We start from the raw sequence: 16,712 nt of genomic DNA, 5'->3' as shown, positions 1-16,712 counted from the left end.
AAAAGGGGTAGCAATATGAATAACAAGCAGAACAGTCACAGTCTCTCCGTGAAACTCGGCGCGGCCTTCCTGATGGCAACTTCCGCCATAGGCCCTGGCTTCTTAACGCAGACTTCCCAGTTCACGGCAAAGTATCTCGCTTCCTTCGCCTTTGTCATTGCCTGCGTCATCATTATGGACGCGGTCGCGCAGACCAATATCTGGTCCGTGATCGGCGTCTCGGGAAAGCGCGGTCAGGAAATCGCAAACACGGTGCTCCCGGGTCTCGGTGTGTTTTTGACCTTCCTCGTGGTCCTCGGCGGTCTCGCCTTTAACATCGGAAACGTGGGCGGTGTCGCCCTCGGCTTTGACGCGATGTTCGGCCTCCACGAAAAGGTGGGCGCCCTCCTCGGCGGCACCCTCGCAATCTGCATCTTCCTCTCGAAGAGCGGCAAGGCAGCCGTGGATAAGGTTGCCCAGGTTCTCGGCGGCGTCATCATCCTCGTCATGCTCTATGTCGCAATTTCTTCGAAGCCCCCGGTCGGCGAAGCTGTGGTTCGCATGTTCACGCCGGAACGTCCCGGCTCCATGGTAGGCCCCATGCTCACCCTGCTCGGCGGCTCCTGCGGCGGCTACATCACCTTCTCCGGCGCACACCGCCTGCTCGACGCGGGCTACGGCGGCAATAAGGATGAGGTTCCGCACTTCCGTCAGTCGGTTCTGACCGGTATCTCGGTCTCCGGAACCGTGCGCATTCTGCTCTTCCTCTGCGTGCTCGGTGTGTGCACCCAGGGTACGGCACTGGTCACCGCAAATGTGGAAGCCATCACCTCCGCAAAGAACCCGGCAGCGGAAGCGTTCCGCCTCGCAGCGGGCAATCTTGGCTACCGCCTCTTCGGTCTCGCGCTCTTCTCCGCGGGTGTTACCTCGGTTATCGGCGCGGCTTACACCTCGGTCTCCTTCTTAAAGACCCTGCACCCCTTTGTGCGCGAGCATGAGAGCGGGTTCATTGTCGGCTTCATCGCGTTCTCGACCTTAGTCATGACCGTACTCGGCGGTGCGAAGAAGATGGTTATTTTCGCAGGTGCGGTAAACGGCCTGATTCTCCCGATCTCGCTCTGCTGCATGCTGCTCGCCTGCCGTAACCCGAAGGTCGTCGGCAAAGAATATCGTCACCCGATCGCGCTCTATGTCCTCGGATGGATTGTGGTGCTCTTCTCGGGCTACCTCGCGATCACGGCACTCCCGAATCTCGGAAAGCTCTTCTCCTAATTCTCGGAAGAAAGGTTCCCTATGACCAATTTAGCAACGTCGCGCTTTTTGCTGAACGGCGACACGGCGGTCAGTGCGGTTTTCGGCGACCGCATCTCCGAAGAGGTTAACCGGACCATACGCGCCTTTCAGCTGCTCCTCACGGAGCGCAAGATTCCGGGCATCGTAGAGACGGTCCCGACCTACTGCTCCCTGATGATACACTACGATCCCGATCGCATTTCCTGCGACCGCCTGCTCGGAACGCTCAAGGAACTTGCGGCTTCCATCGATACGACTGCCCTGCCCCCGAGCGAAGTCCTTGAAATCCCCGTCCTCTACGGCGGGGAGATGGGCCCGGATTTAGCCCACGTGGCGGAAAATGCCGGCATCAGCGAAGAAGAGGTTGTAAAGCGCCACAGTGCGCCGGAATACCTCATCTACATGCTCGGCTTTACCCCGGGCTTTACTTACCTCGGCGGTCTGGATCCGAGCATCGAAACCCCGCGCTTAAAGACGCCCCGCGTCTCGATTCCCGCGGGTTCGGTGGGCATCGCGGGCAAGCAGACCGGCATCTACCCGATTGCCTCGCCGGGCGGCTGGCAGCTCATCGGAAGAACCCCGGTCCGCATGTACGATCCGCTGCGCGAGACCCCGATTTTGCCGCGCGCCGGCCAGTACATTCACTTTTTCCCGATCAACGAGGAAGAGTACCGGAAAATAGAAGCGGAAATCGAAGCGGGCAGCTACCGCCTCAGCACACGCAAGCGAGAGGAGGTCAAGGCATGAGCATTCAAGTGATTACCCCCGGCGCTCTGACCACGGTTCAGGACCTGGGCCGCATCGGTTATCAGGCCTTCGGCGTTCCGGTCTCCGGCGCCATGGACCCCCGCGCCCTGCGCCTTGCCAACATCCTCTGCGGAAATCCCGAAAATGAGGCTGTGCTCGAGTGCACCCTCCTTGGCCCCGCGCTCCGCTTTACGGCGGACAATGTGATCGGGCTCACCGGCGGCGACCTCGGCGCCACCCTGGACGGCCAGCCCCTCGCGCCCTACGGCGCATACGCGGTGAAGAGCGGACAGACGCTTCGCTTCACGGCGCCGAAGACCGGCTGCCGCGCCTACCTCGCCTTCCACGGCGGCCTTGATATCCCGCTCGTCATGGGCAGTCGCTCGACCTATCTTAAGGCTAAGCTCGGCGGCTTCTGCGGGCGCAAGCTCGAGAAGGACGATGAAATCGCCTTCCGCGCTCCCGCGGCGACCATTCCGAACCTCGATGTGCGCCGCTTTACGCCGGAGTTCGTAAAGCGGGACATTTACACCCTGCGCGTGGTCCTCGGTCCGCAAGACGATGCCTTCACCGCAGAGGGACTCAAGAGCTTTTTAAGCGAAGTCTACACCGTGACCCCGGAGTTTGACCGCATGGGTTGCCGCCTTACCGGCGCGGCGATTGCCCACAAGGACGGCGCCGACATCATCTCGGACGGCATTGCCTTCGGCGCGATTCAGGTTCCGGCCTCCGGCGAGCCCATTATCATGCTTGCGGACCGGCAGACCACCGGCGGCTACACCAAGATCGCAAACGTGATCAGTGCGGACTTCCGCTTGCTTGCGCAGATTAAGGCGAACGACCGCGTCCGCTTTGAGAAAGTTTCGATCGAGGCGGCACAGGACGCTCGGCGCGCCGAGAACAACGCGCTCCGCGTGTTCTCTTACGCGTTTACGCGCTGAGTACGTTTTGCTCTCACATTACACAGAAAAGGAAAGCAGTTCATGAGCACAGATTTTAAGAAGTTGACCCCCCGGGAAGTCCGCGCGCTCGCCGAAGCGAATAAGCTTGACACCGCGACCGGCGCGCTCTGCCCCGACTATGTAAAGGCAAGTCTTTTGATTCTTCCGAGCACCTACGCGGACGATTTTCTCCGCTTTGCCTCCTGGAACCCGGAAATTTTCCCTGTTCTCGAGGTCATACGGGAAAAGCCCGTCTCCTCCTTCCTTGCGCCCGGGGCCAATCTCTGCACCGCCCTGCCGCACTACCGCATCTTTATCAACGGCGAGGTCTCCGAGGATGTGAACGAAGTGAAGGCGCTCTGGAACATCGGCTCTGTCGGCTTCTTAATCGGTTGTGCCGCCTCCGCGGACGGCCTGCTCCTGGAGAACGGTCTTTCCGTACGCCATGTCGAAGAACAGAAGGCCATGCCGCTCTATGAAACCAAGCTCCGCACAAACCCGACGGGGCCTTTCCGCGGTCCCGTTGTGGTCGCCATGCGGCCTCTTTCCCAAACGGCGGTAAAGGAAGCCTACCGGCTGACCGAGTCTCTGGAACTTGTGCAGGGTGCGCCGCTTCACATCGGCACGCCGTCGGAAATCGGCATTCGCTCGCTCGAGACGCCGGACTACGGCGACGCGGTCCGTATCGCTCCGGACGAAACCCCGGTCTTCTGGTCCTCGCCCGCAACAATGCAGGCTGTGCTCCGCTTTGCCAAGCTGCCGCTTGCCATCACCGAGACGCCCGGCTTCCCGCTGGTCTCCGACCTGCGGAACGATGCGCTCCCGGAACTTTTCAAAAAAGAAAAAGCGCGCGTTTAATCAACGCAGCGCTCTCTCATTCCGCCGGTTCTCCCGGCGGTTTTTTAAACCCTCAAGGAAGAACTTTCGCCCGCCCGCAATGAGGTGTCCGTTCAGCATGAGTAAGACAGCCTCGGTCATCTCCGGCGAGATGCGCCCGCTCCCGAATTTCGAGAAGGCGCGAAACGGCATGTGGTAGGTAAAAATCAAATTCAAATTCGGCTCACGCTTTGCCGCGCTCTTGTTGAGCGCGCGCTGTAAGCCGCGGTAAATGAGCCGCGCGAGCAGACCGCGCGAACGCCTGAGTTCATGGACCGCATCGCCGCGAAGCAGTTCCCCTGCGAGCGCCGGGCGCTCGGTTTTTCGCCCGAGCAAGCGCTCAAATTCCGTTCTCCCGACTTGTTGCGCCGCCCCGCTGAAATAGTGGGGCAGGCGCTTTTTTTCTTGCGGGATAAGCATACGTTCTCCCCCGCGCTCTGTTTCCGCAGCGAGGCGAAGATCCGCCGCACTCGCACCGACTAAAATGCGGTAGCGCCCTTCCTCCTCGATAAAACAGCCTCTTGCACTGTCGTAGACCCGAAAACTCTTGTCATCGAAGGGGATGAAAACCTCTTTCTCCTCCCCCGCCTTTAAAAAGATCTTGGCAAAGCCCTTCAATTCCTTTTCCGGCCGAAAGACCGCGCTCTCCAAGGCACTTATGTAGAGTTGCGCAATCTCCGCGCCGTCCCTTGCGCCGCTGTTTTTCACGAAAAAGCGTACACCCTCCGCCTCGACCGTGAGATCTCGATAGGAAAAACTTGTATAGGAGAGCCCGAAGCCGAAGGGATGGTAGAGTGAGAGCCCCGCTCTGTCATAATAGCGATAGCCCACATAGAGGCTCTCTCGGTACTCCGCGCAGTTGCCGCGGAGTTTCCGGTAGGGATAGGCCGGGGTATCCGAAAGCGCGCGCGGATAGCTCTCCGCGAGCTTCCCCATGGGCGTAGCCTCTCCGTACAGCAGCTCTGACATGGCGCCCGCCCCGGCCTCACCGCCGAGGTAGCCGTGCAGCACGGCGCGCGCATCCCGCTCGACCGAGAGATCCACGACCGAACCCGCGCTCAGCACGAGAATGATGTTCGGATTGACATCCGCGAGGCTGTGAAGCACCCGCCGCTGTGCCGCCGGCAGCGCCAGCGTCTTTCGGTCCAGGCCCTCGGTCTCTGCCATCTCATCGAGACCGCAGCAGAAAATCACACAGGAAGCTTTCCGTGCGAGTTTCAGCGCGCGGCGAAGTCGCTTCGCAGCCCGGCGTTTGCTGTCATCTCCGTGTCGCGCATACCCACTCGCGCAGCCGATCAGCTTATTCCCGAGGCGCTGCGAGAGCTGTCCCGCGAGCGTCTCGACCCGGCGGCTGTTCACGAGCGAGGAACCCGCGCCCTGATAGCGCGGCATGAAAGCAAAGTCACCGATCAATGCGACCGTTTCTTCTCCGGAGAGCGGCAGTATGCCGTCGTTCTTTAGGAGCACCGCGCTCTCCCGCTCCGCCCGCCGCGCGAGCGCGTGCTGCCGCAGCGGATCCACAGGCACAGCCTTCTTTGCCTGTACCGCGGCGCGCCGCAGCGTGCGGAAGTAGTCCTTCAGGCAGACATCGATTTCCGCCTCGGAGAGCTCCCCCCGCTCTACGGCGCGCAGCACTTCCCGCGCCGCATAGAGCCCGGGATTCGGCATTTCCAGCGTGGTGCGGCACTGTATGCCCCGAATGTGATCGTCCGAGCCGCCCCAGTCCGTCACAACCATGCCGTCATAGCCCCACTCGTCCCGCAAAATGTCGAGCATGAGCTGCGGGTTTTCATTGGATTGGATTCCGTTCACCTGGTTATAACTGGTCATCAGCGCAGCGGGTTTTCCCTCCTTCACCGCAATCTCAAAGCCCGTGAGATAAAGTTCCCGGAGCGCTCTCTCGTCCACGACGGCATTTAAGGTCATGCGTCGAAACTCCTGCGAATTTACGGCGTAGTGCTTTACACAGGCGAGCACACCGCCGCGCTGTATACCGCGCACATAGGCTGCCGCGAGCTTTCCGGAGAGATAGGGATCCTCCGAAAAGTACTCGAAATTCCGCCCGCAGAGCGGACTCCGCTTAATGTTGAGTCCCGGCCCGAGCAGCACATCCACCCCCTGCGAGCGCGCCTCGTTTCCGAGCGCTTCGCCCACCGCTTCGGCAAGTTCCGTGTCCCAGCTGTTTGCGACGGTCGCCGCCGTCGGAAAGCAGGTCGCGGGGCGGGAGGCATGGAGCCCGAGATGATCCCCGATGCCCTCCTGCTTCCTGAGACCGTGCGGTCCGTCCGAAAAGAAAAGAGCCGGCAAGCCCCGTCTCGGGAGTGCCCGGCTCTTCCAGGCGCCGCCCCCGGATAACAGGGCCGCCTTTTCAAAGAGGGTCAGACGCCGAAGGACGTCCGACCCTGCTTTCCGCTTGTTTTGTATCTGACTCATACTGCCTTCTTCTCCCGAGTTCCCTCAGGCATAATCCAAAATTTCATCGCGGGAAAACTGATTGCCACCTGCAGCACTATGTTTAAGACTGCGGAACCCAAAATACCGAAGCGCGGCAAGGTATAGGCCGGCAGCGCCGCAGAGATTAGGGTCAGAAAAAGGGCAAGCCCCGCAAAGCGGAGCGCCGCCTTTCCCGCATCTCCGGAAGCGCGAAATACCAGCTTTCGCTGCACCGAGAAATTAACCGTCTGTGCGAGCGCGGTCGCAAACAAAAAGCTCAAAAAACCTGCGAGCCCCAAATCCTCCCGTATATTTCTGTACTGAAAAACCAGGAAGGAAAAAGGTCTGTCCCGAAACGCACGGAACAAGACATGCGTGCCGACAAAAGTCGCAAGGAGGTTCACCAGGGTCGCACAGTTCGAAAGCAGATTAAAAAGCAAAAACTCCCGCAGCGCAGCGTGGCGCTCCCAAAACGCATTCACGGGGACGCGCTCAGTAGAGCGTGTCCGGATGCTGGACCGCCTGCTTGATTTTCTCTGCCGTCTCGCCGCCGCAGAGCACGCCGATCAGCTTTAAGCCGAAGTCCATCGCCGTGCCGAGGCCGCGCCCGGTCGTGAGTCCCTCGCTCCGCTCCACCGCGGCCCCGCTCCACTCGGCGCCGTTGATGCCGTCAATGCCGCGCTCCCAACCCGGATAGCAGGTAAAGCGCTTGTTCGCAAAGAGTCCCATCTTACCGAGTATGCTCGGCGCCGCACAGATGGCGGCGAGCTCCTTGCCCTGTTCGGCCTGCGCTCTCAGGGTCTGCGCCACCAGCGCATGGCGCACCAGATTGCTGACGCCCGGCATGCCGCCCGGCAGGAAGATCATATCCTCCGCCGAGAAATCCATCTCCTCGATCAGGCGATCCGTCACAATCGCAATGCCGTGCGCACCGGTCACGACGCGCTCTCCGCTCACGGAGACCAAGGTCACCTGTACCTCGGCGCGCCGCAAGAGGTCAACAACCATCAGGCATTCCACTTCTTCCAAGCCCTGTGCGAGCAGGGCGCTGACTCGTTTCATACTCTCTCCTCTCAGGGCTCCGCCTGCATCGCCATGCGAAGCGGCGGTATCATCTGCTTTTTCCGGCTCACAACGCCCGGCAGGTAGAAATAACCTTCCGCCTCCGGCGCGCGTCCGAAGGCGCGCCGCGCGTACTCCTCGGCCATGTTGCCGTACCAGAAGAGCTCCGTGCTCTCGGAGGGCGTGTCGGTCGCCATGTAGTAAACGGTATCCACACCGGTGCGGTTTGCGGCTGCTTCGAGGAAGGGCTTCACCAATTCCTCGGCCGCCTTCCGGTTTTTCTCGGTCATAAAGGTGCTCTGGCTCACGCCGAAGCGGATATCGCCGAAGGTAAAGACCTTAAAGTCCGCGAAGAAAATATCCTCGGCGCTCCGTCCGCTCAGATCCTCGCCGGCCTCAAACATCTGATTCGCATAGCTCTCGATATCGACCTCCGCAATGGCCGCAAGCGCCTCTGCCGCGGCGCGGTCTCTCGCCGTACAGGTCGGCGAGCGGAACATCAGCGTATCCGAGAGGATTGCGGAGAGCATGAGCCCCGCGATTTCCTTCGGCGGGGTGAGGTTCTTCTCCTGCATGATGGAATAGACAATGGTGTTGGTGCAGCCGACCGGCTCGTTCCGAAAGTAGGCCGGTCCGCCGGTCTCCAGATTGCCGATTCGGTGGTGATCAATGATCTCCAGAATCTCCGCCTGCTCCATGCCGTCCACAGTCTGGGTAAACTCGTTGTGGTCCACCAAAATGACCCGCTTCGGGTGCAAATTCAAGAGGTTTCTGCGGCTCACGACACCGACATACTTTCCGTCGGAATCGAGTATCGGGAAATAGCGGTGACGCACCGATGCCATGATTTTCTTCGCGTCCTCGACATAGGTGTTGAGGCCGAACTGCAGCAGCTTCTCGCTCTGCATGATGTGGCGCACCGGAATGGCCGTGCTGATGAGGCGTGCCGCCGCATAGGTGTCGTAGGGGCTCATGAGCACCGTACAGTTCTTTTCCTTCGCGCGGTTTAAGATGGTCTTGCCCGCCAGTGCGCCGCAGCAGATCACAATGCAGGACGCGCCGCACTCAATCGCGCAAATCTGCGCCTCATAGCGGTTCGAAACCAGAACGATATCGTTCTCGTTCACGAACTCTTCAATGACCTCGGGACTTGTGCCGATGTAGATATGACCCTTCTCGATGCTCGACTCCGGATCGCCGGAAATCATCTCCGCGTCCAGGGTCGAAATGAGGTTTTTATAGGGTGTCTTCGCAGTCGCCAGTATCCCGTTGTCAAGGAGATTCATGTTGATGTTGGTGATGTCGGTGACCGAAACGAGACCCAGAAGTTCCTGCTCCTCGGTCGTGATGCAGAGGGTCTCGATATCCTCTTCGCGCATCAGCTTCCAGACCTCGCGGAGACTCATCTCCCCGTCGATACCGGGCTGAATGCGGAAATCGATGTCCTTCATCTGCGGGCTCACGCTCGTAATGAGACGCGGTGCCTTCATCTTCCAGTAATTCAGCACGAACTGCGACTCGCGGTTCACACTGCCCGCTCTCCGCGCCTCGTACTCGCCCTGCGGATCGATCTGCTTTTTCAGCCAGCAGTAGCTGAGCGCCGCGCAGATGGAATCCGTATCCGGATTCTTATGCCCGACGATGTTGATTTTCTTTCTCCGGTTATGAGTCGGCACGCTCTACCCCCTCTCTTTTTACGGCGACACGGCCGTCCACGCAGAAAAACGTGAAGGTCGCAAAAAACAGGCACTTTCCCGTCCCGTCCGTCACCTCCGCCTCAATGACAGCCGTCTGTCGGCTGCGCCGCAATACGCGGCTCTTTCCGTAAATGCGCTTCTCCTCGGTCGAGGAGAGATAGTGTAAATCCGCCGTCTGGGTCACATAGGCGTGCCCGTTGCCGCGCGCCGTCATGCCCGCAATGACGTCCGCGAGCGCATAAAACGCGCCGCCGTGCACCATGCCGTAGGCATTGGTCACATCATCTTCGACGTCCAGATAGCCCTCTGCGCTGTTTTCCTCGAGATCCGTGAGGGTCACGTGGTTGTGCAGCGCGAAGCGGTTGTTGACAATTAACTCTCGATACTCTTCTAACTTTTCCTTGCTCATTTGATCTCCGAAATAACCTCCATGACCTTTGCTTCTTCCACTCCCTGCGCGAGGCTCAGCGAATAGCTGTAGTCACCGCGCTGCCAAGTTGCGAGATACACTCTGCCGTCCTGGCCGCGGAGGCGCACTTCTCCCTCTGTCTCGTTGACCCTGCGGTCCTCCGGGTAGATTGTGTAGTCGCCGCTGATATCTTCCATACTCTTGGCTTTGCGGAGCAACACCTGGGTCTCGGTCTGATCCGCCACGCCGCCGTAAAAGACTTGGACCATTCCGCCGTCCCGAACGGCCTGAACATGGCTCAGATGAAAGTCTCCGATTTCTTCCGGCGCTTCCAGCTCAACACCGGTCTCTTTCAGCGCCTCCTTCAGATCGCGGACATCCATCCACGGATTCGCGGCCTCCGCCTGCGCTCCGCTTGTCGCCTCGCCGCTACCCGCGACTTCGCTGCTCTCTACGGCGCTGCTCTCTGCCTTGCTCTCTGTCGTCTTTGCCGTACCGCAGGCCGTGAACGCAGTGACTGCCAGTGCCAGCGTTGCCAGCCCCGCAACAAGCTTGCTCCGATTTCTTCTCATCTCGCCTCCTTGCCCGTCCGAGCATGTGCAGTGTTCCTTCTGTGCCCCTTGCTCTGTCTTCGCTTTTGCTTTCCGTTTCTTTCCGTTTCTTTCCGTTTCTATCTTAGCACAGGCAGGCAAATCCACGCCATAGCCTTCCTGCGGGAAAGGTCGAAAAGACGCCGCGGAGCGTCTTGCCCCGCGGCGTCTCACCGGAATGATTTATTTTCTGTGAATACCGTTTCAGTACTCTTCTCTCTTGTGGCAGTAGAGGAGCAGCGCAAGTCCCGCAATCGAGAAAGCTGCCGCCGCAGCGCTCGAAGCCTGACCGGTCTTCGGAAGCCCGCTCTTTTTGCCGCGCTGCGCCTGAACCGCGACCGGTCCGGATATGCCCGCATCGCGACTCGGTGCCGCAAGACGGTTCGGAATCTCGTTGTCGTTTGCCGGATTCATGGGACGCACCTCGGTCACGGAAGAAGTCGGTGCCGTTCCCGTCGAGCTGTTCCGATATGCCGCGCTCCTGCCCGTTGCTCTTCCGCCGCCGGTATAGCTTCTGCCGCCGCCGGAATTGCCCGTCGTACCGTAGTAACGGTTTGCAATGTCAAAATTCAAATGCGCCCCGACCTGACGGATGCGCTCCGCAACCGGGAAGTTCAAGACATACGCGGAACCGCCCGACACTTCGGCAATGCGATAGTAGCTGAGCGTCTGTACCTCTCCCTCGCGCTCCGCATCGGAGGAGCTGGCGAGCATTGCATCGGAAGCGCTCGCACGGCGCGCATTGTTCGCAGTCGCCTTCTCAAGATGGTGCAGGCCTTCCACAAAATACCAGCGTCCGTCCGCGTTCGGCTTTAAGACCGCAAGTCTCGACTGTCCCTCGATGAGCTTCTGATTCTGATCCAGCGCGTCAATGCGAACGGTGATGGAGTTCGGACGATACTCCGTGCGGTTTCCGTCCAACCAAGTCTTTCGAATCACAACCGGCGTCTCGCCGTTCTTATGATCCACACTGACCGCCTCAATCGCCTCGTTCTCGGAAACTGCGCCTTCCCGATTGAAGTAGTAGGGTTCCGTCGAATAGCCGGCGCCGAGAGCGGTGGTATCCTCCTGAACCTGATACTTTGCTCCGTTCGGAAGACCGCTGATCGTCACAGCCTCATTGCCCTGCAAGCTTACGCTCGCGTAGCTCAGATAGCCTTCCTCGACTCCGTACTGCGCACGGACCGCATCCGAGAGCGTCGCAAAGCGAATTTCCCGCTGTCCCTCTCCGTCCGTCACTGTGTACTCACTCGGCGCGCTGTCCAAAAAGACACGCATGCTTGCCGAGCCCTGCTCGACCGTACCGCTTCCCGCCGTAAAGTGACGGAGCGAGAGTGTTGCATTTCCCGCCGCAAACGCGCTGAACGGAAAACTGAGCGCCGCGACCGTCGCAGTCAGTGCGCAAGCGACAAAGCTGCGCGAAACCTTTGCAAATAATCCCTTCTTCATACCGAATCCTCTTCTTTCATCTTCAGCGACATATGCCGCAAATTCAAAATTCGTTTGACTCCCCCATCTTAGAAAATGCGTTTTTTCAAGTCAAGGAAACTCATGAAATCGTATTGTATTTGTAAGATTTCTGTAACATATCTCCTCCGCGCTTCGGTTTTGACGCAAGCGCGCTTTCGCGCTATAATGGCTTGATAACAATGAAATACATTCTCAGGAGGTCTGACATGTGGAATATCGTGACCGATTCCAGCTGCGACGACATACGCTTTGAAGAACAGCGCGATGATATTCTGTATCAGAGCGTCCCCTTTTACCTCTACACCGACAATCATGAATACGTGGACGACGGCAACATTGTCATCCCGGAGATGATGGAGGATCTACAAAAGAGCAAGACCGCACGCACCTCCTGCCCCTCTCCCGCTTCCTTTGCGGAGGCCTTCCGGAAACCCGGCGATGTGATTGCCTTCACCATTTCCTCCGAGCTCTCCGGCAGTTTCCAGAGTGCCGAGACTGCCCGCCTCATGGTCGAGGAAGAAGAGCCCGGAAAGCGCATCACCGTCTTTAATACGCGAACGGACGGACCTTCGATTATGCTCTTAATCCGCGAGACCGCGCGCATGATTCTGGACGGCCTGGATTACGCGGAAATCATCTCCCGCATTCCGGCCCTCATAGACCGCACCTTCATCGTCTATGCGCTCTCCTCGTTTAACAATCTGATTCGAAACGGGCGCATGAGCCGCCTGACCGGTTTTCTCGCAAATACCCTCGGCTTTTGGGGCGTGGGCATCGCGACTCCCGAGGGGACCATACAAATCAAGGGCAAGGTCCGCGGCACAAAAAAGGTCCTGGACAGCATAGTCCAAGACCTCAGGGAAAAGGGGCGCGCCGTTCAGGAAGTCGTAATTGTGCACTGCCTGAATCAACCGGTCGCCGAGGCGCTCGCCAGCGCCATCCGGGAAGCGTTTCAGTCTGCTTCGGTCGAAGTTCGTCCGGCCGGCGGGCTTGACTGCTTCTATGCCGAACAAAACGGCATGATTATCGGCTATCGCGTTGCTGCGCAGTGAGACGACGCCGCCGATCAAGCTCTATCCACTCGCGAAGGCTGAGCGGACGGTAATCCGAAAACATACAAAAACAGTTGATCATGAGACAGGGGATGTCCTTTTCGATGGACTCCCCTGTCTCTCTGTCTGTCTGCGGGCGCTTTGCCGCCCTTGTCTCTGCGATAAAGCGGTTCACGAGCACCTCATCGAAGGTATCGTGCAGATGGCCGTAGAGCATGGCGCTCTTCGGCTCTCCCTGCGCGGTCAGCCGATTCTGCCCGTTGTAACAAAAGACCGGGTAGTGTGAGAGTATCACCTTTCTTCCCTCGTCGTGAATCTCCGCATAGTCCTGAATCCAGTGGAAGCGGCTGCGGTCAAAAGCGCTCTTTTTGAGATAGTAATCGTGGTTTCCCCGAAGCAGATAGAGTTCTCCCTTCAACTGCCGCACAACTTCGTTGGTCTCCTCGGCCTTTCCCACGGAGAAGTCACCGAGGATAAACACCTCGTCCTTCGGCGACACGGTTTGATTCCAGGCGGCAATCATATGCGCGTGCATTTCCTCGAGGGAGGCAAAGCCCCGGCAGTCCATCTCGCGGTTTAGCTTGTCGTGAAAAAAATGTAAGTCCGAGATATAGCGCTTCATCCTGCCTCCTGTCAAATTCAGTTCTTTCCGAGCGCATTGACCATGCTTTCCGCAAGCCGCTCCGGCGTCATACCCTGCGCTTTTAAGAGCGACGAGATGCGGTAGCGGTCATAAAAGGCCTTCGGGAGACCGCGGAGTAAAACCTTCATCGAGCTGTCCGCGTAAAAGCCCGCGACCTTAGCGCCGAAGCCGCCGGAGAGCAGACCGTCCTCCAGAACCAGCACCGCGCGATGCTCTTTTCGCAAATCCCGGAGCAGCGCCTCGTCGAGATCCGAAACCACCCCCGGGTTCATGAGGGTTGGGCGTATGCCGTACTTCTCTTCGAGGAGAGCCGCGGTCTTCCCGCCGAGCAGTCGCATATCTCCGGGCGCCAGAATCGCTGCTTCCCCGCCGCGCCGCACAATTTCATAGTGCGCGGGCAGCGAAAAGTTCTCCCGTACCGCACCCGTCGCGTGACAAAGTTCGGTGGAGGGGATGAGAATCGCAACCGGATTTTCCCGCTGCTTCAGGGACCAGCGGAGCATGCTCAAGTACTCTTCGAGCGAGGTCGGCGCAAGCACAATGAGTTCCGGGATATTGGAGAGCATGGGGAGCGCAAGTACGCCGCTGTGCGTCACATCGCTCATACCGAAGAGCGATGCGCTGCCGAGCAGCATGGTGACCGGGCTCCTCTGGATACAAACATCGTGAACCAGCTGATCGTAGGCGCGCTGTAAGAAGGTTGCCTCCGTAAAATAGACCGGCTTCGCGCCGCGCTTTGCCGCGCCCGAGGCAACGGCGAGCGCCGTCTGTTCCGCAATGCCGACATCGAGATACTGCTCGCCGAGCATAGCGCGGCGCTCGGGCGTTAAATCGATGGTGCCCGGCACGCCGGAAGTTAAAACGAGCACGGCGGGATCCTCTGCCGCTGCCTTTAGAAGAAACTCTGCGGTCGCCTCCTCATAGCTCTCGCCCTCAAAGCGGAAGTCCGGCAGGGTCTCGCCGCTCTCCCGGTCAAAGGGGAAGTGCCAGTGGAACTCCTCCTTTCGGGTCTCCGCCGGCTCATAGCCCTTGCCCTTTAGGGTATTGATGTGGAGCACAAGCGGGTGATCCACATCCTTCACCGCATTCAGCGCCCGAATCAGTGCGCCGATGTCATTGCCCGCCGCCTCATAGCGGTAGTCAAGACCCATCGCGCGGAACAGGTTGTTTTCGGAAGTTCCGTTGCTATCGCGAAGCGCCTTCAGCGAGGCATAGAGTCCGCCGTGATTCTCGGCGATCGACATCTGATTGTCGTTTACCAGAATGAGGAACTGCCCCTTAAATTCACCCGCGGTGTTTAGGCCCTCGAGCGCCTCGCCGCCGGAGAGCGAACCGTCGCCGATGACCGCAATCACCTTCTCCGTCCCGCCGAGCAAATTTCTCGCCTTCGCCATGCCGAGCGCAAGATCGATCGAGACCGAGGTGTGCCCGAGTTCAAAGAAGTCGTGCGGGCTCTCCTTCGGGTTCGAGTAGGCCGAGACATCGTCGTAGTGTGCGGGGTCCGTATACGCCTCCCGCCTCCCGGTCAGCATCTTGTGCGGATAGGTCTGGTGGGAGATGTCGTAGATGATTTTATCCTCCGGCGAAGAAAAAACCGCATGGAGCGCAACGGTCGCCTCGATAAAGCCGAGGTCCGGTCCCACATGTCCCATGTGCCGGCTTGCGCGGACGATGAGCGCCTCCCGCATTTCCGCCGCGAGTGCCGTCAGCTCTTCGACACTCAATTTTTTGACGTCCGCGGGGCTGTTGATTGTTTCCAAATACATAACTCTTACCTCGTTTCAACACAGTTGCCTGACAGCAGTATTATAAGAGCCTACATACAAAAAGAGAATGAATACGCCTTAAAAAAACAGCGGGAGCTTGCGCTCCCGCTGCGTGCCTGGGCTGGCCGGATTCGAACCGTCGAATGAAGGAGTCAAAGTCCTTTGCCTTACCGCTTGGCGACAGCCCAAAATGCCTATTCAGCATAGCAGACTGCTTCTCTTCTGACAAGCCTCTCTTTGCCCCCGGACTCAGTCCTCTAAGAGTTCTTCGAGGGAGTCGAGCTCGCGGAGTGCCCCGTGAACCCGTCCGAAGCCGTAGCTCACATGATAAAAATCGACGCCGGCCTCCTCGGCCGCGGCCTGATCCATCTCGGTGTCCCCGATGTACACCGCCTCCTCCGGGCTGAGTTCGTTCCGCTCGAGAATCAGCTCTATATTTTCTCCCTTCGGGCGTCTCGTCTCGCCGTAGCAAATAAAATCGCGAATCACACCGTCCTCTCCGCTGCTTAAATTTCCGGCTTCGAGCAGAGACTCGATATAGCCCTCCTGGCAATTTGAGACAATGTAGAGTTCCTTGCCGCTCTCGAAAAGGGCGCGGAGGGTCTTCAGCACCCCGGGATAAAAGCAGCCGCTGTGGGACTCCAGATAATCGATCTCGTGCCGCATGCAGGCTTCCATGATTTCCTTCTGCTCTAGGGGATCCGCGTCCGGGGAGATGCGTGCCGCAATCTCATCCATCGTGTGTCCCATAAAGCCGTGCATGTCATCGACCGTGAGCGTTCCGCTGCCCCTGCGCGCCTTCAACACCTCATTCCAGGAATCCGTAACCGCACGCGCGCTGTCCCAGAGCGTCCCGTCTACATCAAAGAGATAAGCCCGTTTCATTCCGTCCCTCCTTTTTCTCGCCGTTTTTATCTTGTATAGCCTGTTTTGCCCCGTTTGACAATCAGAAAAAAGCTGCGGCAATATGCCGCAGCTTTTCGCTGTCCTTCTGTGCGCCTCACGCACACGCGCCCGCTCCGTTCGTCCGAAACAAGAGCGCGGCCTCAGTCCAGATAAAAGAACTGTCCCGCTTTCTTTAAAACCGGACGCAGCGCCGCATAGGCGATGACCACGACCACGGTGCCCGCGACCGAGTTGATTGCGGTCACACCGGCTGCCCAGGTCGCCATAATCTTCGACGCTTCCTGCGGAATGCCGAGCAGATAGGTTTTATAGAGATAGCCCACAATCGGATCCGCAATCACATTAAAGCCGAGCGCGACCGCCGAAGCGAGCAAGGTCCAGAAAAAGAGATATTTTCTGTCGTGATCTTCTGTGATGTGGCCGAGCTTATGCGCGATAAAGCCCGCAATGAGGCCGATCAAGAACTTGAGCAAAAAGGTCTTCGGCGCGGAAGTCACGTACTTCGGATCCATTAAATCCGCAATCGTCATGCCGATTGCGCCCGCAAGGCCGCCGTACACACCGCCCAGATAGAGCGCCGCAAGCACGCAAAAGGCGTTGCCGATATGAAGCGCCACCATGCCGCCGCCCGGCGTTGGAATCGGGATTTTCAAAAAGGCAAAGGCTGCGTAGCAGAGCGCTGCCATGAGCCCCGTCAATACGATTTTATGAAGTCTCTGATCTGTGTTTGTCGCTGTTGCTGTCTGTTGTCCTGTCATGACATCATCCCCCTTTGTTTCGATAAGCACGATTGTAGCGCAAATCTGGATTCAAAAAAGACTCAGTTTTCATATTTTTTATGATATCAG

At 58.7% G+C, this 16,712-nt stretch carries 16 protein-coding genes and 1 tRNA gene; 5 read left to right on the top strand and 12 right to left on the bottom strand.

Annotation, left to right across the window (positions count from 1 at the left end; genetic code table 11):
* Nucleotides 1-15: 15 nt before the first annotated feature.
* The 4 genes from QU660_RS00635 to QU660_RS00620 are packed head-to-tail and all read left to right on the top strand — an operon-like array spanning nt 16 to nt 3,818.
* Entirely contained in the window at nt 16-1,251 is a 1,236-nt protein-coding gene (locus QU660_RS00635) for an NRAMP family divalent metal transporter (RefSeq protein WP_304946427.1), read from the top strand.
* Nucleotides 1,252-1,272: 21 nt separating this feature from the next.
* A complete protein-coding gene (pxpB, locus tag QU660_RS00630; protein ID WP_304946426.1) occupies nt 1,273-2,019 on the top strand; it encodes a 5-oxoprolinase subunit PxpB in 747 nt (248 codons plus the stop codon).
* The gene (locus QU660_RS00625) at nt 2,016-2,960 is read left to right on the top strand and encodes a biotin-dependent carboxyltransferase family protein (RefSeq protein WP_304946425.1); all 945 of its coding nucleotides are present in this window, start codon (nt 2,016-2,018) and stop codon (nt 2,958-2,960) included. Before pxpB ends, QU660_RS00625 begins: the two co-directional genes overlap by 4 nt.
* 42 nt (nt 2,961-3,002) lie before the next feature.
* The gene (locus QU660_RS00620) at nt 3,003-3,818 is read left to right on the top strand and encodes a D-glutamate cyclase family protein (protein WP_304946424.1); all 816 of its coding nucleotides are present in this window, start codon (nt 3,003-3,005) and stop codon (nt 3,816-3,818) included.
* Here the strand turns inward: QU660_RS00620 and QU660_RS00615 are convergent, their stop codons facing one another.
* The 7 genes from QU660_RS00615 to QU660_RS00585 all read right to left on the bottom strand — a co-directional run bounded on the left by QU660_RS00615 (nt 3,819) and on the right by QU660_RS00585 (nt 11,476).
* Complete coding sequence (locus QU660_RS00615; RefSeq protein ID WP_304946423.1) at nt 3,819-6,269, bottom strand: beta-glucosidase; 2,451 nt, start codon at nt 6,267-6,269, stop codon at nt 3,819-3,821.
* Complete coding sequence (locus QU660_RS00610; RefSeq protein ID WP_304946422.1) at nt 6,266-6,751, bottom strand: GtrA family protein; 486 nt, start codon at nt 6,749-6,751, stop codon at nt 6,266-6,268. Before QU660_RS00610 ends, QU660_RS00615 begins: the two co-directional genes overlap by 4 nt.
* 10 nt (nt 6,752-6,761) lie before the next feature.
* Nucleotides 6,762-7,331 carry a DJ-1 family glyoxalase III gene (locus QU660_RS00605; RefSeq protein WP_304946421.1) on the bottom strand — a complete coding sequence of 190 codons (570 nt, stop codon included), beginning with the start codon at nt 7,329-7,331 and terminating at the stop codon, nt 6,762-6,764.
* Nucleotides 7,332-7,342: 11 nt separating this feature from the next.
* Entirely contained in the window at nt 7,343-9,007 is a 1,665-nt protein-coding gene (locus tag QU660_RS00600) for a putative manganese-dependent inorganic diphosphatase (protein ID WP_304946420.1), read from the bottom strand.
* A complete protein-coding gene (locus QU660_RS00595; protein WP_304946419.1) occupies nt 8,994-9,437 on the bottom strand; it encodes a PaaI family thioesterase in 444 nt (147 codons plus the stop codon). Before QU660_RS00595 ends, QU660_RS00600 begins: the two co-directional genes overlap by 14 nt.
* Nucleotides 9,434-10,009, bottom strand: a complete 576-nt coding sequence (locus tag QU660_RS00590) for a hypothetical protein (protein WP_304946418.1) — start codon at nt 10,007-10,009, stop codon at nt 9,434-9,436. The genes QU660_RS00595 and QU660_RS00590 overlap by 4 nt, the downstream gene beginning before the upstream one ends.
* 222 nt (nt 10,010-10,231) lie before the next feature.
* A complete protein-coding gene (locus tag QU660_RS00585; RefSeq protein ID WP_304946417.1) occupies nt 10,232-11,476 on the bottom strand; it encodes a DUF7601 domain-containing protein in 1,245 nt (414 codons plus the stop codon).
* A 227-nt stretch (nt 11,477-11,703) separates the two neighbouring features.
* On the opposite strand from QU660_RS00585, the gene QU660_RS00580 reads away from it, so the two are divergent.
* The gene (locus QU660_RS00580) at nt 11,704-12,549 is read left to right on the top strand and encodes a DegV family protein (RefSeq protein ID WP_304946416.1); all 846 of its coding nucleotides are present in this window, start codon (nt 11,704-11,706) and stop codon (nt 12,547-12,549) included.
* Here QU660_RS00580 and QU660_RS00575 read toward each other — a convergent pair.
* The 5 genes from QU660_RS00575 to QU660_RS00555 all read right to left on the bottom strand — a co-directional run bounded on the left by QU660_RS00575 (nt 12,521) and on the right by QU660_RS00555 (nt 16,622).
* Nucleotides 12,521-13,171 carry a metallophosphoesterase family protein gene (locus QU660_RS00575; protein WP_304946415.1) on the bottom strand — a complete coding sequence of 217 codons (651 nt, stop codon included), beginning with the start codon at nt 13,169-13,171 and terminating at the stop codon, nt 12,521-12,523. The genes QU660_RS00580 and QU660_RS00575 overlap by 29 nt on opposite strands.
* 17 nt (nt 13,172-13,188) lie before the next feature.
* The gene (locus QU660_RS00570; RefSeq protein WP_304946414.1) at nt 13,189-14,958 is read right to left on the bottom strand and encodes a 1-deoxy-D-xylulose-5-phosphate synthase; all 1,770 of its coding nucleotides are present in this window, start codon (nt 14,956-14,958) and stop codon (nt 13,189-13,191) included.
* Between the two features lie 116 nt (nt 14,959-15,074).
* A tRNA-Gln gene (locus QU660_RS00565) sits at nt 15,075-15,146 on the bottom strand.
* A gap of 61 nt (nt 15,147-15,207) precedes the next feature.
* Nucleotides 15,208-15,843, bottom strand: a complete 636-nt coding sequence (locus QU660_RS00560; RefSeq protein WP_304946413.1) for an HAD family hydrolase — start codon at nt 15,841-15,843, stop codon at nt 15,208-15,210.
* A 161-nt stretch (nt 15,844-16,004) separates the two neighbouring features.
* Nucleotides 16,005-16,622, bottom strand: a complete 618-nt coding sequence (locus QU660_RS00555; protein ID WP_304946412.1) for an ECF transporter S component — start codon at nt 16,620-16,622, stop codon at nt 16,005-16,007.
* Nucleotides 16,623-16,712 lie beyond the last annotated feature (90 nt).

The organism is Stomatobaculum sp. F0698 (assembly GCF_030644385.1).
In the GTDB taxonomy this organism is placed as follows: Bacteria; Bacillota; Clostridia; order Lachnospirales; family Lachnospiraceae; genus Moryella.
The sequence above is the reverse complement of the archived record's forward strand: the minus strand, read 5'-3'. Positions and strand labels throughout refer to the sequence as shown.

Excerpts from the sequence above, each read along its gene's own strand:
- QU660_RS00635 (WP_304946427.1), top strand. The coding sequence starts at position 16 with ATGAATAACAAGCAGAACAGTCACAGTCTCTCCGTGAAACTCGGCGCG.
- pxpB (WP_304946426.1), top strand. The coding sequence starts at position 1,273 with ATGACCAATTTAGCAACGTCGCGCTTTTTGCTGAACGGCGACACGGCG.
- QU660_RS00625 (WP_304946425.1), top strand. The coding sequence starts at position 2,016 with ATGAGCATTCAAGTGATTACCCCCGGCGCTCTGACCACGGTTCAGGAC.
- QU660_RS00620 (WP_304946424.1), top strand. The coding sequence starts at position 3,003 with ATGAGCACAGATTTTAAGAAGTTGACCCCCCGGGAAGTCCGCGCGCTC.
- QU660_RS00615 (WP_304946423.1), bottom strand. The coding sequence starts at position 6,269 with ATGAGTCAGATACAAAACAAGCGGAAAGCAGGGTCGGACGTCCTTCGG.
- QU660_RS00605 (WP_304946421.1), bottom strand. The coding sequence starts at position 7,331 with ATGAAACGAGTCAGCGCCCTGCTCGCACAGGGCTTGGAAGAAGTGGAA.
- QU660_RS00595 (WP_304946419.1), bottom strand. The coding sequence starts at position 9,437 with ATGAGCAAGGAAAAGTTAGAAGAGTATCGAGAGTTAATTGTCAACAAC.
- QU660_RS00590 (WP_304946418.1), bottom strand. The coding sequence starts at position 10,009 with ATGAGAAGAAATCGGAGCAAGCTTGTTGCGGGGCTGGCAACGCTGGCA.
- QU660_RS00585 (WP_304946417.1), bottom strand. The coding sequence starts at position 11,476 with ATGAAGAAGGGATTATTTGCAAAGGTTTCGCGCAGCTTTGTCGCTTGC.
- QU660_RS00580 (WP_304946416.1), top strand. The coding sequence starts at position 11,704 with ATGTGGAATATCGTGACCGATTCCAGCTGCGACGACATACGCTTTGAA.
- QU660_RS00575 (WP_304946415.1), bottom strand. The coding sequence starts at position 13,171 with ATGAAGCGCTATATCTCGGACTTACATTTTTTTCACGACAAGCTAAAC.
- QU660_RS00570 (WP_304946414.1), bottom strand. The coding sequence starts at position 14,958 with ATGTATTTGGAAACAATCAACAGCCCCGCGGACGTCAAAAAATTGAGT.
- QU660_RS00560 (WP_304946413.1), bottom strand. The coding sequence starts at position 15,843 with ATGAAACGGGCTTATCTCTTTGATGTAGACGGGACGCTCTGGGACAGC.
- QU660_RS00555 (WP_304946412.1), bottom strand. The coding sequence starts at position 16,622 with ATGACAGGACAACAGACAGCAACAGCGACAAACACAGATCAGAGACTT.